This is a genomic window from Aquipuribacter aurantiacus (genome assembly GCF_051216895.1).
In the GTDB taxonomy this organism is placed as follows: domain Bacteria; phylum Actinomycetota; class Actinomycetes; order Actinomycetales; family JBBAYJ01; genus Aquipuribacter.
Genome location: NZ_JBPKAO010000012.1, coordinates 62,555 through 76,838, shown reverse-complemented (window position 1 = coordinate 76,838; position 14,284 = coordinate 62,555). Strand labels below are relative to the sequence as shown.

14 protein-coding genes are annotated in these 14,284 nt (G+C 75.4%); 12 read left to right on the top strand and 2 right to left on the bottom strand.

The window, feature by feature from the left end; all coding sequences use genetic code 11:
- Positions 1-136: 136 nt before the first annotated feature.
- The 12 genes from ACR80Q_RS15125 (at position 137) to ACR80Q_RS15070 (ending at position 11,874) form a co-directional block, all read left to right on the top strand.
- The gene (locus tag ACR80Q_RS15125; protein WP_435378470.1) at positions 137-898 is read left to right on the top strand and encodes an isoprenyl transferase; all 762 of its coding nucleotides are present in this window, start codon (positions 137-139) and stop codon (positions 896-898) included.
- Between the two features lie 377 nt (positions 899-1,275).
- The gene (phoH2, locus tag ACR80Q_RS15120) at positions 1,276-2,508 is read left to right on the top strand and encodes an RNA 5'-3' helicase PhoH2 (RefSeq protein WP_435378530.1); all 1,233 of its coding nucleotides are present in this window, start codon (positions 1,276-1,278) and stop codon (positions 2,506-2,508) included.
- An 84-nt stretch (positions 2,509-2,592) separates the two neighbouring features.
- Entirely contained in the window at positions 2,593-3,108 is a 516-nt protein-coding gene (gene abmR, locus ACR80Q_RS15115) for an ATP-binding transcription factor AbmR (RefSeq protein ID WP_435378469.1), read from the top strand.
- Between the two features lie 260 nt (positions 3,109-3,368).
- On the top strand, positions 3,369-4,379 hold the full coding sequence (locus ACR80Q_RS15110) for an ABC transporter substrate-binding protein (RefSeq protein WP_435378468.1): 1,011 nt from the start codon (positions 3,369-3,371) through the stop codon (positions 4,377-4,379).
- A gap of 13 nt (positions 4,380-4,392) precedes the next feature.
- Positions 4,393-5,469, top strand: coding sequence for a FecCD family ABC transporter permease (locus ACR80Q_RS15105; protein WP_435378467.1), 1,077 nt, complete (start codon positions 4,393-4,395; stop codon positions 5,467-5,469).
- A complete protein-coding gene (locus tag ACR80Q_RS15100) occupies positions 5,466-6,305 on the top strand; it encodes an ABC transporter ATP-binding protein (RefSeq protein WP_435378466.1) in 840 nt (279 codons plus the stop codon). Before ACR80Q_RS15105 ends, ACR80Q_RS15100 begins: the two co-directional genes overlap by 4 nt.
- Positions 6,306-6,315: 10 nt before the next feature.
- Positions 6,316-7,347, top strand: a complete 1,032-nt coding sequence (gene cbiB / locus ACR80Q_RS15095; protein ID WP_435378465.1) for an adenosylcobinamide-phosphate synthase CbiB — start codon at positions 6,316-6,318, stop codon at positions 7,345-7,347.
- Positions 7,344-8,804 carry a cobyric acid synthase gene (locus ACR80Q_RS15090; protein WP_435378464.1) on the top strand — a complete coding sequence of 487 codons (1,461 nt, stop codon included), beginning with the start codon at positions 7,344-7,346 and terminating at the stop codon, positions 8,802-8,804. The genes cbiB and ACR80Q_RS15090 overlap by 4 nt, the downstream gene beginning before the upstream one ends.
- The gene (gene cobO, locus ACR80Q_RS15085) at positions 8,801-9,436 is read left to right on the top strand and encodes a cob(I)yrinic acid a,c-diamide adenosyltransferase (protein ID WP_435378463.1); all 636 of its coding nucleotides are present in this window, start codon (positions 8,801-8,803) and stop codon (positions 9,434-9,436) included. Before ACR80Q_RS15090 ends, cobO begins: the two co-directional genes overlap by 4 nt.
- Positions 9,437-9,494: 58 nt before the next feature.
- Entirely contained in the window at positions 9,495-10,490 is a 996-nt protein-coding gene (locus ACR80Q_RS15080; RefSeq protein WP_435378462.1) for an aminotransferase class I/II-fold pyridoxal phosphate-dependent enzyme, read from the top strand.
- Between the two features lie 70 nt (positions 10,491-10,560).
- The gene (locus ACR80Q_RS15075; RefSeq protein WP_435378461.1) at positions 10,561-11,376 is read left to right on the top strand and encodes an ATP-grasp domain-containing protein; all 816 of its coding nucleotides are present in this window, start codon (positions 10,561-10,563) and stop codon (positions 11,374-11,376) included.
- 42 nt (positions 11,377-11,418) lie between these two features.
- Entirely contained in the window at positions 11,419-11,874 is a 456-nt protein-coding gene (locus ACR80Q_RS15070) for an NUDIX hydrolase (RefSeq protein WP_435378460.1), read from the top strand.
- Between the two features lie 7 nt (positions 11,875-11,881).
- Here the strand turns inward: ACR80Q_RS15070 and ACR80Q_RS15065 are convergent, their stop codons facing one another.
- Together ACR80Q_RS15065 and ACR80Q_RS15060 are read right to left on the bottom strand one after the other, a co-directional pair.
- The gene (locus tag ACR80Q_RS15065; protein WP_435378459.1) at positions 11,882-12,634 is read right to left on the bottom strand and encodes a class I SAM-dependent DNA methyltransferase; all 753 of its coding nucleotides are present in this window, start codon (positions 12,632-12,634) and stop codon (positions 11,882-11,884) included.
- An 18-nt stretch (positions 12,635-12,652) separates the two neighbouring features.
- A complete protein-coding gene (locus ACR80Q_RS15060) occupies positions 12,653-14,191 on the bottom strand; it encodes an ABC transporter permease (protein ID WP_435378458.1) in 1,539 nt (512 codons plus the stop codon).
- Between the last annotated feature and the right edge of the window lie 93 nt (positions 14,192-14,284).

Below are 14,284 nucleotides of genomic sequence, written 5' to 3'. Positions count from 1 at the left end.
CTACGGTTGCGTAAGTTACTGGTGGGTAAGGTGAAGTCCGCGTGAACAGATGGCGGTGACCGGCAGGCATCGTCCGGCTACTGCGGGGCAGTAGCGTTGGGTGGGCCTGCACACCGTTCGGGACGAGGAGGGCGCCGTGGGAGCCAGGGTGCTCGCGTACCGGGCCTACCAGCGCGTGCTGCGCTCCCGGCTCGCCCCCTCCGCGCTGCCCCGGCACGTCGGGGTCATCATCGACGGCAACCGCCGCTGGGCCAAGGCGTACGGCACCACCACCCACGACGGCCACCGCGCCGGCGCCGACAAGGTGGTGGAGTTCCTGGGCTGGTGCGACGAGGTGGGCGTCGAGGTCGTCACGGTGTGGCTGCTGTCCACCGACAACCTCACGCGCGCCAGCGCAGAGCTGGACCAGCTGCTCGAGATCATCCCCGACCTGGTGGAACGCCTGGCCGAGACCGGTCGCTGGCGGGTCAACCCGGTCGGTCGCCTCGACCTGCTCCCCGCGTCGACGGCCAACCGGCTCAAGGAGGTGGGGGAGGCCACCGCGGCGATCGACGGCATCACCGTCAACCTGGCCATCGGCTACGGCGGTCGGCAGGAGATCACCGACGCCGTCCGCTCCCTGCTGGCCGAGCACGCCGAGCGCGGCACGTCGCTGGCCGAGCTGGCCGACACCCTCGACGTCGAGCACATCTCCGAGCACCTCTACACCAAGGGGCAGCCCGACCCCGACTTCGTCATCCGCACCTCGGGCGAGCAGCGGCTGTCGGGCTTCCTGATGTGGCAGAGCGCGCACAGCGAGTACTACTTCTGCGAGGCCTACTGGCCCGAGTTCCGCAAGGTCGACTTCCTGCGCGCCCTGCGCGCCTACTCCATGCGCCACCGCCGCTTCGGCGGCTGAGCCGGCTCCCGGCGATCACGGGACGGCCCCCGCCGCTCACGCCTCGTGGCGGACACCCGCACGTCATGAGACGTTCACGCGCACCCGGGTGAGAGACCTGGCGTGTCGACCCCGCGCCCGCCCGGCCCCGACCTACCGTCGGAGACGTCGGCACCGTCGACCCGGGAGGCCCAGCCATGGAGCGATCGCTGCTCCGGGGGAGGCCGGTCCCGGTCCCCTCGCCGGGGCCGGACCGGAGCTCCACCGGACACGACCAGACCAGGGCGTCGTGCGCGCCCGGGCGGGAGACCATCGTGAGCAAGCAGCCTGACCGGACCACCAGCGACCGCACCACCTACGTCCTGGACACCTCCGTCCTGCTGTCCGACCCGGACGCCATGTTCCGCTTCGGCGAGCACGAGGTCGTCCTGCCGGTGGTCGTCGTCGGCGAGCTCGAGGGCAAGCGGAACCACCCGGAGATCGGCTACTTCGCCCGGCAGGCGCTGCGCTACCTGGACGACCTGCGCCTGGAGCACGGCCGGCTCGACGTGCCGCTGCCGGTGGGCGAGCTGGGCGGCACGCTGCGCGTGGAGCTCAACCACACCGACGTGACCAGCCTGCCCGCGGGTCTGCGCGGCACCGACAACGACACCCGGATCCTGGCGGTGGCCACCAACCTGGCCGCGGACGGCGACCGCGTCGTGCTGGTGAGCAAGGACGTCCCGATGCGGGTCAAGGCGTCGGCGGTGGGCCTGGTCGCCGAGGAGTACAGCGCCGGTCTCGCGGTCGAGTCCGGCTGGACCGGCCTGGCCGAGCTGGACATCTCGGCCGAGGACATGGCGGTGCTGTACGACGAGCGGCACCTGGACCACGACGCCGCCCGCGACCTGCTGTGCCACACCGGTCTGGTGCTGACGTCGGACCGGGGCAGCGCGCTGGGCCGGGTGACGCCCGACAAGCAGATCAGGCTCGTGCGCGGTGACACGGACGTGTTCGGCCTGCACGGTCGCAGCGCCGAGCAGCGGATCGCCATCGACCTGCTGCTCGACGACTCGGTCGGCATCATGTCGATGGGCGGGCGCGCCGGCACGGGCAAGTCCGCGCTCGCGCTGTGCGCCGGGCTCGAGGCCGTGATGGAGCGCCGGGAGCACCGCAAGGTCATGGTGTTCCGACCGCTGTACGCCGTGGGCGGGCAGGACCTCGGCTACCTGCCCGGAACCGAGGCGGAGAAGATGGGCCCCTGGGGCCAGGCCGTGTTCGACACCCTGGGTGCCCTGGTGTCCAGCGAGGTCGTCGAGGAGATCCTGGACCGGGGCATGCTCGAGGTGCTGCCGCTCACCCACATCCGGGGCCGCTCGCTGCACGACGCGTTCGTCATCGTGGACGAGGCGCAGAGCCTGGAGCGCAACGTCCTGCTCACCATGCTCAGCCGGATCGGTCAGAACTCCAAGGTCGTCCTCACCCACGACGTGGCCCAGCGCGACAACCTGCGGGTCGGTCGTCACGACGGCGTGGCCAGCGTCATCGAGCGGCTCAAGGGGCACCCGCTGTTCGCCCACGTCACCCTGACCCGTTCCGAGCGCAGCCCGATCGCCGCGCTGGTCACGGACCTGCTCGAGCGTCCCGAGTGAGCGCCGGGCCGGCCTCCGGCGAACGCGCTGGCCGCCGACCCGTAATCGAGTAATCATGAGTACATGCAGACAGACGTGACAGCGGTGAAGGTGGGGAGCTGGCTCAGGGGCCGCCTCCCCGAGGCGTGGTCGGCCGAGCAGGCCGACGTGACGGTGGACCGGGAGGAGGTGACCGTGGTCCTGCCCCTGCCGGGCGGGCCGGGCCACGGTGCGGCGGCCGACGGGAGCGGCGCCGAGCCGGCCGACCCGGACGAGCTCGACGGCCGGATCGGCCGGTTCCGCTCCGAGAGCCGGGCCGAGCGGATGACGATCGCCGACGAGGCCGAGCGGCGCTTCGGCCGCAAGGTGTCGTGGGGGGTGAGCGCGGGTGAGCGGACCGAGCTGTTCACCACCCTGTCGGTCCCGGTGATGACCCGGCTGCGCCAGCCCGAGCGCGTGGTGCTGGAGACCCTCGTCGAGGCCGGCGTCGCGCGGTCGCGGGCCCACGCCCTGGCCTGGTGCGTCCGCCTCGTCGGGCAGCACTCCGGGGACTGGCTGGCCGAGCTGCGGGAGGCGATGACCGCGGTGGAGCGGGTCCGCGAGGAGGGACCTCGACCCTGAGCGGGGTGTCGCCCGGGCGTCGGGCGTCCGATAGGTTGCTCCCGCCTCGCACCGCGGGGCACCACAGGTCCAGCGAAGTCCGGTGAGAGACCGGCGCTGTCCCGCAACTGTGATCCCCGAGCGTGCGCGCGCGGGGTCAGCCAGGTCGCCTGGTCTGTGGTCACGCACGGTCCTCGGACGAAGGACGGTTCGTGTCGCAGCCCCTGTCGGGGAGACGACCCGGAGCACCCTCGTCCCCTGACACCTCCCAGGGGATTGCCATGACTGCACGTACCACCCGCGCCCGGACCACGGCGGTCGCCCTCGGCGCCGCTGCGGCCCTCGTCCTCGCCGCCTGCGGCGGGGGCACCGACAGCGGGACCGCCGACAGCGGACCGACCGACAGCCCCGACGCCACGAGCGTCGCCCCGACGGACGCCGCTGCGGGCGCCGAGCCCGGCGACGACGCCGCCGCGTTCCCCGTCACGGTCACCTCCGGGCAGGAGCCCGAGACCACCGAGGTCACCATCGAGGCCGCGCCGGCCGCGATCGTGTCCATCAGCCCCACCGCGACCGAGATGCTCTTCGCGGTGGGCGCGGGCGAGCAGGTCGTGGCCGTCGACGCGTTCTCGTACTACCCCGAGGAGGCGCCGGTCACCGACCTGTCGGGCTTCGAGCCCAACCTCGAGGCCATCCTCGGCTACGGCCCCGACCTGGTCATCTCCTCCGGCGACCCCGGGGACCTGGCCAGCGGCCTGGAGGCCGCCGGCGTCCCGACGCTCGTCCTGCCGTCGGCGCTGACCCTGGACGAGGCGTACGACCAGATCCAGCGGGTCGGCCTGGCCACGGGCCGCAGCGCCGACGCCGAGGCCCTCACCGAGCAGATGGCCGCCGACATCGAGGCCGCCGTCGCCTCGGTGCCCGCGGGGGAGCCGCTCAGCTACTACCACGAGCTGGACCCGTCGTTCTTCTCCGCGAGCGGGGACACCTTCATCGGCGAGGTCTACTCCCTGTTCGGCCTGGAGAACATCGCCGACGCGACGGGCGAGGCCTACCCCCAGCTGTCGCAGGAGTTCATCGTCGAGGCCGACCCGGACGTCATCTTCGTGACCTCCGGGGACTTCTCCGACAGCCCGGAGACCATCGCGGCCCGGCCGGGCTGGGCCGAGGTCGACGCGGTGGCCGACGGCGACGTGGTCGTCGTCGACGCCGACGAGTCCAGCCGTTGGGGACCGCGCGTGGTCGACTTCGTCGAGTCCGTCGCCGAAGCGCTGCCCACGGTCCAGGACTGAGCGAACCTCCCGCATGAGCAGCGACGCCGCCGCGGGCGCCCGGGCCGCCTCGGTCCGGCTCGGCCTGCCCCGACCCGGGCGACGGGCCCTGCTCGTCGTCGGGGCGGGCGGCGTGCTCGCGGCGACGTCGCTGCTCGGGGTCCTGGTGGGCCCGGCCGGTCTGACGCCGTCGGGCGTGCTGGCCTCGCTGGTCTCGGCGCTGCCCGGGGTGGACGTCGCCTCCGGTCTCACGTCGCAGCAGGAGGCCATCCTGTGGCAGATCCGGCTGCCAAGGGTGGTCCTGGGCGCGCTGGTCGGGGCCATGCTGGCCGTGGCCGGAGCCGCCTACCAGGGGGTGTTCCGCAACCCCCTGGCCGACCCCTACCTGCTCGGGGTGTCCAGCGGGGCGGGGCTGGGCGCCACGATCGCCATCGTCAGCGGCGGCGTGGTCGCCGGCCTGGGGCTGCCGGTCGTCGCGTTCCTCGGCGGGCTGCTCGGGGTCGCGGCCACCTACGCCCTGGGCAGCAGCGTCGGCCACGGCACGCGCTCCTCGGTCGTCATCGTCCTGGCCGGGGTGGCGGTGGCGGCGTTCCTCAACGCCGTGCAGACCTTCGTCCAGCAGCAGTACGACGAGACGCTGCGCTCGGTCTACTCCTGGCTGCTGGGCCGCCTGAGCACGCAGGGCTGGTCGGAGGTGCTGACCGTCCTGCCGTACGTCGTGCTCTCCGCCGCGGTGATCCTGCTGCACCGGAGGGTGCTGGACGTGATGGCCGTCGGCGACACCGAGGCGCGCAGCCTGGGTGTGGACGCGGCCCGCACCCGGCTGGTCCTGGTGCTGGCGGCCACCCTGGGCACGGCGGCCGTGGTCAGCGTCAGCGGGTTGATCGGATTCGTCGGCATCGTCGTCCCGCACGCCGTCCGGCTGCTGTTCGGCGGCTCCCACCGGGTGCTGCTGCCGGTGTCGATGCTGCTGGGGGCGGCGTTCCTGGTCGCCGCGGACATCCTGGCCCGCACCGTCATGAGCCCGGCCGAGCTGCCGATCGGCGTGGTCACCGCCCTGGTCGGGGCGCCGTTCTTCGTCCTCGTGCTCCGGCGCGCGAGGATGTCGTGACCCCGGTGACGCGGAGCGGGACCGCCGTCAGCTGTCGCGGCGTCGGCGTCCGGCGCGGTGGGGTGGCGGTGGTGCACGACCTGGACCTGACGGTCGAGCGGGGGGAGTGGGTCTGCCTGGTCGGGCCCAACGGGGCGGGCAAGACGTCGCTGCTGCACGCCGTGGGTGGGCTGCTGCCGTTCAGCGGGGGGATCCAGGTCGCCGGCGTCGACCCCGCCCGCGCCGGTGAGCGGGTGCTGGCCCGGGTCGTCGGCCTGATGCCGCAGCGTCCGGTGGTGCCGGAGTCGACGAGCGTGCGCGAGCTCGTCGCGCTGGGCCGGACGCCGCACCTGCCGCGCTTCGGCTCGGAGTCCGACGAGGACCGCCGCGTCGTCGAGCAGTGCATCGAGCGGCTGTGCCTGGACCACGTCGCCTCGCGGCCGGCGACCCAGCTGTCGGGCGGGGAGCTGCAGCGCGTCGTGCTGGCCCGGGCGCTGGCCCAGCAGCCGCAGGTGCTGCTGCTGGACGAGCCCACGAGCGCCCTGGACATCGGTCACCAGCAGACGGTCCTGCAGCTGGTCGACCAGCTGCGCCGGGAGGAGGGGCTGACCGTCGTGGCGGCCATGCACGACCTGACCTCGGCCGGGCAGTACGGCGACCGGCTGGTGCTGCTGGAGGACGGCCGGGTCGTGGCCGACGGCCCGGCCGCCGACGTCCTCCTCCCCGCGACGCTGGCCCGGGTGTACGGCGCGCGGGTGCAGGTGCTGGACGGGCCGGACGGGCCCGTCGTGGTGCCGGTGCGCTCCGGCGACCGGTTCGTGCCCCACCCGGTGCCGCGCCGCGGGGAACGGCTGTGACGGGACCGTCATGAGCGCGGGGGGCGTGCGGTCGACCGGGGCGGGCGGCACCGGCACCGGCTGGTCGGTCCGCCCGGTCGCGCTCGTCGTCGCCCTCGTGCTCGACCAGGTGCTCGGCGAGCCGCCGACGCGCTGGCACCCAGTGGTGGCCATGGGCACCTACCTGGACCGGGCCGCGTCGCGCGTCCCGGCCGCGCCACCGCTGCCGGCGTCGCTGATCGGCGGCGCGACCGTCGGCCTGGGTGTCGTGGCCTGCGCCGCGACCGGTGCGCTGCTGGACCGCTGCTCCCGCCGGCTGCCGTGGCCGGGCGCCGTCGCGGTGCAGGCCGCGGTGCTGTGGACCCTGCTGTCCGCGCGGCTGCTGCACGACGAGGTCGCCGCGGTGGAGCAGGCCCTGGCCCGCTCCACCGGGCACGGGCGCGACCGGGTGTCCCGTCTGGTCAGCCGCGACACCGCCACGCTGGACGCGGAGCAGGTGCGCGGCGCCGCGCTGGGCTCGCTGTCGGAGAACCTGTCGGACTCCGTCGTCGCGCCCGCCCTGGCCCACGCCGTCGGTGGCCTGGGTGCCGCGGCGGCGTACCGGTTCGTCAACACCGCCGACGCGATGTGGGGCTACCGCACCCCCCGGTGGCAGCACGCCGGGTGGGTGGCCGCGCGCGCCGACGACGCCGCGAACCTGCTGCCCGCCCGGCTGACCGGGTTGCTGCTGGCCGGGCCCGACCCCCGCCTGCTGGCCCGGCTGCCCCGCGAGGCGGCCCGGACCCCCTCGCCCAACGGGGGCTGGCCCATGGGCGCGCTGGCGCTGCGGCTCGGGGTGCGGATGCACAAGCCCGGGGTCTACGCCCTCAACCCCCACGCGAGGGCCGCGGGACCCGACGACACCGCGGCGGCGCTGCGGCTGTTCCGGCTGACGACGGTGCGGGCCGCGGTCCTGCTCGGGGCCTCGGCGGGCCTGGTGCAGCTCGCCCGGACCCGGCTCGACCGGACCCGGCTCGACCGGACCCTGCCCGCCCGGACCCTGCCCGCCCGGACCTGCGCATGAGCGCGGTCATGGTGCTCGGCTGCACCAGCTGGGCCGGCAAGAGCCTGCTCGCGACGGCCCTGTGCCGCTGGTACGCCGACCAGGGGCTGCGGGTGGCGCCCTTCAAGGGCCAGAACATGTCCAACAACGCCCGCGTCGTGCGGGCCGGCGAGACCGGCGCGGGGGAGATCGGGGTCGCCCAGTGGCTGCAGGCCCGCGCCGCCCGGGTCGAGGCCGACGTCCGGATGAACCCCGTGCTGATCAAGCCCGAGCGCGACGGCAGCCAGGTCGTCGTGCTCGGCCGGGTCGACGAGGAGCTCTCCCGCCGCAGCTGGACGGCCCGCCCGCCCGGGCTGTGGGGCCCGATCAGCGCCGGCCTCGACGCGCTGCTGGCCGAGCACGACCTGGTCGTCTGCGAGGGCGCGGGCAGCCCGGCCGAGACCAACCTGCGCGACACCGACCTGGCCAACCTGCGGGTGGCCCGCCACGCCGACGCCCCGGCCCTGCTGGTCGCCGACATCGACCGCGGCGGCGCGTTCGCCCACCTGCTCGGCACCTGGCTGCTGGTGGACGAGGCCGACCGGGGCCGCCTCGCCGGGTTCGTCCTCAACAAGTTCCGCGGGGACCCCGCCCTGCTGCGCGAGGCGCCGGTCGAGCTGAGCGCCCGCACGGGCATGGCCCACGCGGGCGTCATGCCCATGCTGGCCCACCGCCTGCCCGACGAGGACGGCGCCCGCGACCTGACGCCCCTGCTGGACGGCGACCTGGGCGCGGGCGACGTGCCCGACGTCGCCGTCCTCCGCTACCCGAGCGCGAGCAACCTCGACGAGCTCACCCTGCTGGCGGGCGTGGCCCGGGTGCGGTGGGCGGACTCCCCGGCCGCGGTGACCGACGCGGACCTGGTGGTGCTGCCCGGGTCCAAGCACGTGCACGCCGACCTGGCCTGGCTGCGGGCCCGCGGCCTGGACCGTGCCCTGGCCGCCCGCGTCAGCGCCGGCCGCCGCGTGCTCGGCATCTGCGGCGGGCTGCAGATGCTGGGTCAGCGGCTGGGCCCGGAGCCGGTCGGCGGCGGCAGCCAGGGAACGACCGGTCTGGCCCTGCTGCCCGTGCAGACCACCTACGCCGCGACCAAGCGCACCGCGCACACCCGGGCCACCTTCCGGGTGCCCGTCGGCTCCCCGTGGGCCCGGTTGTCCGGCCTGGAGGTCAAGGGCTACGACATCCGCCACGGCACGACCCGCGCGGTCGAGGGGGCCCCGGCCGTCGCCCCGGTCCTGGGCGAGGAGCACGGCTGGGCGCACGGTCCGGTGCTCGGCCTGGCCGGCCACGGCGCGCTCGAGGACCCCGCCGTGGTCGAGGCGGTCGTCGGGCGCCGGCCGGTCGACCGCCTCGAGGAGACGCTCGACGCCCTGTCCGCCGCGGTCGAGACGCACCTGGACACCGACCTGCTCCGCCGACTCACGAGAGGCCTGCTGTGACCGAGGAACCGACCACCACCGAGACCGACGAGACCGAGAGGACCGACGCGACCGACGGGACCGGCGGGACCGCGGTCCCCCGTCGCGGGCCCCGCGACAAGCCGGAGCCGCGCCGGGTCGACTCGCTCGTGCTCGTCCACACCGGCCACGGCAAGGGCAAGTCCACCTCCGCCTTCGGCACCGTGCTGCGCGCCGTGGCCCGGGACTGGCGCGTCCTGGTCGTGCAGTTCATGAAGTCCGGCAAGTGGCACGTGGGGGAGGAGGCCGTCTGCCGCCGCCTCGGGGTCGAGTGGTGGACCATCGGCGACGGCTTCACGTGGGAGAGCGACGACCTCGACCGCTCCGCCGACATCGCACGCGAGGCGTGGCGGGCTGCCGAGGCGGCCCTGGCCGGCGGCGAGTACGACATGGTCGTCCTGGACGAGGTCACCTACCCGGTCACCTACGGCTGGGTCGAGGGCGAACGCGTGTACGCCGCCATCCGGGGGCGGGCCTCGCGCACCAACGTCATCTGCACCGGGCGCGACGCCACCGACGAGCTGGTCGACCTGGCCGACACCGTGACCGAGATGCGACTGGTCAAGCACGCCTACGCCTCGGGGGTGCGCGCCAAGCGTGGCATCGACTTCTGACCCGTCGCCCCCGAGGTCCCGGCGTCGGGACGGGCTGCACGAGCACGGCGACACCCAGGTGCCTCCGGGTCATCTGGACCTCGCGGTCAACGTGCACCCCGACCCGCCGCCGGGGCTGCGCGAGGTGCTCGCCGGGGTGGACGTCACCGCCTACCCGGACCAGCGGGTGGCCAGGGCCGTGGTGGCGCAGCGGCACGGCGTCGACCCGGACGAGGTCCTGCTGGTCAACGGGGCCGCCGAGGCGTTCTGGGCGCTGGCCCACGCGCTGGCCCCGCGCAGCCGGGCCGCGCTGGTCCACCCGTCGTTCACCGCCCCCGAGGCCGCGCTCCGCTCGGCCGGGCACGACGTGGTCCGCGTCGTCCGTCGACCGCAGGACGACTTCGCCCTCGACGTCCGCCAGGTGCCCGACCAGGCCGACCTGGTGGTGCTGGGCCGCCCGGACAACCCCACGGGGCGCAGCGAGGACCTCGACCTGCTGCGGCAGCTGGCCCGGCCCTCGCGCCCGCTCGTGGTGGACGAGGCGTTCGCCGAGCACGCGGGCGACGGGCTGGGCCTGAGCGCCGTCCGGGACGACCTGCCGGGCCTCGTGCAGGTGCGCTCGCTGACCAAGGTGTGGGGCGCCGCCGGCCTGCGGATGGGGTACGTCCTGGCCGACGCCGCCACGGTCCGGGCGCTCGCGTCGGTGCTGCAGCCGTGGCCGGTCGGCTCCGTCGCGCTCGCCGTCATCACGCGCCTGCTGGGGCCGGACCACCGCGACGAGGTGGAGCGGGAGCGGCGCCGGCGCACCGCGGCGGTCGACACCGCCCGCGCCCGGCTGGTCCGGGCCCTGCGGGCCCTCGACCTGCAGGTGTGGGCGGGGGAGACCAACTACGTCCTCCTCCGCTGCCCCGGCCGGGACCTGCGGGCCGACCTGCTGCAGCACCGGGTCGCCGTCCGGCGGGCCGACACCTTCCCCGGCCTGGACGCCTCGTTCGTCCGGGTCGCCGTGCACCCGGACCCCGCCGTCACCGACCGGTTGCTGGACGCGCTGGGTGCGGTGCTCGCCGGACGGTGACCGACGGCGATGAGGCCGTTCTCATGCCGGTCTCATCGCGCTCGTGGGGCGACCGCCCCAGGCTGCGGGCATGTCGTCGTCCTCCGCGCCCCGGGTCGTCCTCGCGGTCGGCAAGCGGCCCCGACCCGGGACCCTGGTGGCCGAGGTCGCCGACCGGCTCGGCGCCGCCGGTGCCATCGTCCAGGTGCGGCTCCCGCACGACGAGCCGGACGCGCTGCGACCGGACGCCGCCCCCGACCTGCTCGTCCACCGGGGGCTGCGCCCCGATGCCCTGGCGAGCGTGGTCGACCTCGAGCGGCAGGGGGTCCGGTGCTGCAACCCGGCCGGCGCGGCCGCGGCCGCCGGTGACCGGACGGCGGTCGCCCGGCGGCTGGCCGGGGCGGGTCTGCCCGTGCCGGCCGGCCGCACCTGGACCACGTGGGCGCAGGTCCGCGACGACCTGGCCCGAGGCCCTCGGGTCGTCAAGGCCGCCGGGGACGGCCCCGGACGCTCGGCGCGCGTGGTCCTGCTGCCGCGGCCGGTCGACGAGCCGCCCTTCGAGGGGCCCTGGCAGGCCCAGCAGCCCGTCGACCACGACGGCCGGGACCGCAAGCTCTACGTCGCCGGCGGGCGCGTCTCCGGTCTGCTCAAGCACGCCCCGCTGCGGCACGAGCAGGCCGGTGGCGGGCGCCCGCCGGGCCGGCCCTTCGACCCGGACGCCGAGCTCGTGGACCTGGCCCGCGCGGTCGGCGAGGCACTGGGGCTGCACCTGTACGGCGTCGACGTGCTGCTGGGACCGCGAGGACCGGTCGTGGTCGACGTCAACGTGCTGCCGGGCTACCGCGGGGTCGTCGGCGCCGCCGAGCAGGTCGCCGCCCACCTGCTGGGCCACCTGGCCGCCGGCTGAGCGTCAGGCCTACGGTCTGCGGGTGGTTCGGAGGAGCAGCCCGTGAGCAAGCCGCGCAAGCGACGGCTGCGCCCCGTGGCCCTGGCCGCGGTCCGGCGCGCCGACGGCGCGGTGCTGGTGCAGCGGGGGCGGGACGAGAGCCGCGCGCTGACGTTCCACCGGCTGATCGGCGGTGGCATCGACTTCGGCGAGACCGCGGAGCAGGCCGTCGTCCGCGAGTGGCAGGAGGAGCTGTCGGCCCAGCTGCTGGACGTGCGGCTGCTGGGCTGGGTGGAGAACCTGTTCACGTTCGAGGGCGCCCCGGGCCACGAGCTGCTCGCGGTGCACGTGGGCCGGGTCGACGACCCCCACGTCCTGGACCGGGACGACCTGGGCACGATCCCCGGCACCACCAGCACCGTGCACTGGGTGCCTGGGGCGACGGTCCTGCACGGCCCGGTGCCGCTGTACCCGCCCGGCGTGGTGCGGTTGCTGCAGCCCTGGCTGCGGGACGGCTGAGCCGGCTTCACACCCCGTCGGTGCGGGCCAGCACGATCAGCTCCAGGGTGCCCGCCCCCACCTCGGAACGGTCCCAGTCGCCCCAGGTGCGCAGCACGGGCAGACCCACCGCGGCCAGGTCCGCCGTCAGCCGCTCCTGGCCGCGGAAGCGCAGCGTCTCGGGCGTGACGACGTGCTCCCCGGTGGGCAGCACGGTGTGCCCGTGCAGCACCACGGTCGTGCCGGTGGCGTCGACCGTCTCCTGCACCACCTCCACCCACGCCTCGTACCGGCCGCCGTCGGGGTGGGCCAGGACCTCGCGGGTCGTCTGCGGGGTCCAGCCCCGCCACGCCCGGGCGGCCGGGTCGCGCATCTCGAAGGCCAGGTGGCCGCCGACCCGCAGGGCACGTCGGACGTCGACCAGCGCCTGCTGCCAGTCGGCGTCGGTCTCGAACAGCTGGGCGACGTGCCCGCTCATCACCACCAGGTCGGCGGCGGCGTCCGGCAGGTCGCCCACGTGCCCCTGCCGCCAGGCGACCCGCTCCGCCCCGGGGCGGCGTCGGGCCAGCTCGAGCATGGCGGCGGCGGGGTCCACGCCGGTGACCCGCAGACCGCGGGCCGCCAGCGCGACCGCCAGCACCCCGGTGCCGCAGCCCAGGTCCACCACGTCGACGGCGCCGAGCTCGAGCGCCAGCGCCAGGTAGAAGTCCTGGTCCCAGCGGCCCGGGTTCTCCACGTCGTACAGCGCGGCCAGCCGCGGCTGCTCGTAGGAGGAGGTCACCCGGACCTCACGAGCACGTCACGACGAGCCCCGGCCGCGTCCGCCGGTCAGCTCCGGGCGCAGCACCAGGACCCACGTCAGCGCCGTCGACATCACCAGCAGGACCAGTGACGTCACCCCCACCTCGGCGAAGAACCCGTCCTGGGCGGCGTTGAAGATCCGGGTCGCCAGCGTCTGGAACCCCGGGGGGGCCAGCAGCGCCGTCGCCGGCAGCTCCTTCAGCGTGCTCAGCAGGACGAGGCCGGCGCCGGCGGCCAGGCCCGGCGCCACCAGGGGCAGGTCGACGGTGAGGAAGCGGCGGGCCGGCGAGGCCCCGAGCGTCCGCGCCGCCTCGTCCAGCCGGACGGGGACCCCGGCCAGCGCCGTCTGCGACGAGCGCAGCGCCTGGGCGCCGAAGTGCAGCACGTAGCCCAGGATCAGCAGCGGGAACGTCTGGTACAGCGCACCCAGGGGGCCGGGCGCCGACAGCGCGACGAACACCAGCGTGAGGGCCACGAGCAGCCCCGGCAGGGCGAACACGCTGGTGACGACCGCGACGACGCCGCGCGACAACCGGTCCGGACGCCGCACCGAGGCCACGGCCAGGGGCAGCACCAGGACGATCGCCACCGCGGCCGCGGTCACGGCCGCTCCTGCGGAGCTCAGGGTCGGCTCGACGAGGAACGCCAGGGAGTCCCCGGGGCCGCTGTAGCCGAACCCGACGGCGGTCGAGCCTCGCAGCGCCCAGGTCGCGAACACCACGACGGGACCGACGAGCCCGACGAGCAGGACCGCCCACGGCAGCAGGCTGACGGGCAGGCGCCACCGGCCCAGGCGGACCCGTTGCGCGGCCTTGGCCGGCTTGGGCCCGGGGGGCTCCGGCGCGGCCGATCGGGCCAGCAGGGTGACCCCGATCGCCAGCACGGCCAGGAACAGCCCCAGCGTCACCGACGTGGTCCGGTCCAGCAACCGCGTCGAGTAGATGACCCGGGTGATGGTGTCGTAGCGCAGCAGCGCGACGGCGCCGAAGTCGCTGAGCACGTACAGGAACACCAGCAGGCCGCCGGCCGAGGCCGCCGGACGCAGCTGCGGCAGCAGCACGGTGGTCATGGTCCGCCACGTGCCGGCGCCCAGCAGCCGGGCGGCCTCCTCGTGGCTGCGCGGGGTGTGCCGGAGCCGGGCCAGCACGAGCAGGTAGACGTAGGGGTAGCTGAGCACGGTCAGGACCGTGAACGCGCCCAGGAACCCCTCCGGGCGGGGCACGAACGGCACCAGCCCGCCCCGGCCGGTGGCCGCGATGAGCGCCGTCGCCCCGACGAAGCTGGGCACCACGATGGGCATCGCCAGGGCGACCCGCAGCACGTCGCGGCCGAGCACGTCCGTCCGCGAGACGAGGACCGCCAGCGTCGTGCCCAGCGCCATGCAGCCCACGGCGCAGGCCGAGGCCAGCAGCAGCGAGCGGGCCAGCGGGGCGAGGACGTCGCTGGTGGCCACCACCGCCACCAGGTCCCCGCCGAGGCGGACCGACTCCCACAGCAGGAAGAACGCGGGTGAGGCGAACACCAGGCCGGTCAGCACGACGGCGACCTGCAGCAGCCACGGTCGTCGCGCGGCTGAGCGCCGCCGCCCGGTGGGGGCGGCGGCGCTCAGCGGGTCCTGCGTGACGGTGAT

Coding starts and splice junctions, on each gene's coding strand:
- phoH2 (WP_435378530.1), top strand. CDS start 1,276: ATGTTCCGCTTCGGCGAGCACGAGGTCGTCCTGCCGGTGGTCGTCGTC.
- ACR80Q_RS15110 (WP_435378468.1), top strand. CDS start 3,369: ATGACTGCACGTACCACCCGCGCCCGGACCACGGCGGTCGCCCTCGGC.
- ACR80Q_RS15105 (WP_435378467.1), top strand. CDS start 4,393: ATGAGCAGCGACGCCGCCGCGGGCGCCCGGGCCGCCTCGGTCCGGCTC.
- cbiB (WP_435378465.1), top strand. CDS start 6,316: ATGAGCGCGGGGGGCGTGCGGTCGACCGGGGCGGGCGGCACCGGCACC.
- ACR80Q_RS15090 (WP_435378464.1), top strand. CDS start 7,344: ATGAGCGCGGTCATGGTGCTCGGCTGCACCAGCTGGGCCGGCAAGAGC.
- ACR80Q_RS15075 (WP_435378461.1), top strand. CDS start 10,561: ATGTCGTCGTCCTCCGCGCCCCGGGTCGTCCTCGCGGTCGGCAAGCGG.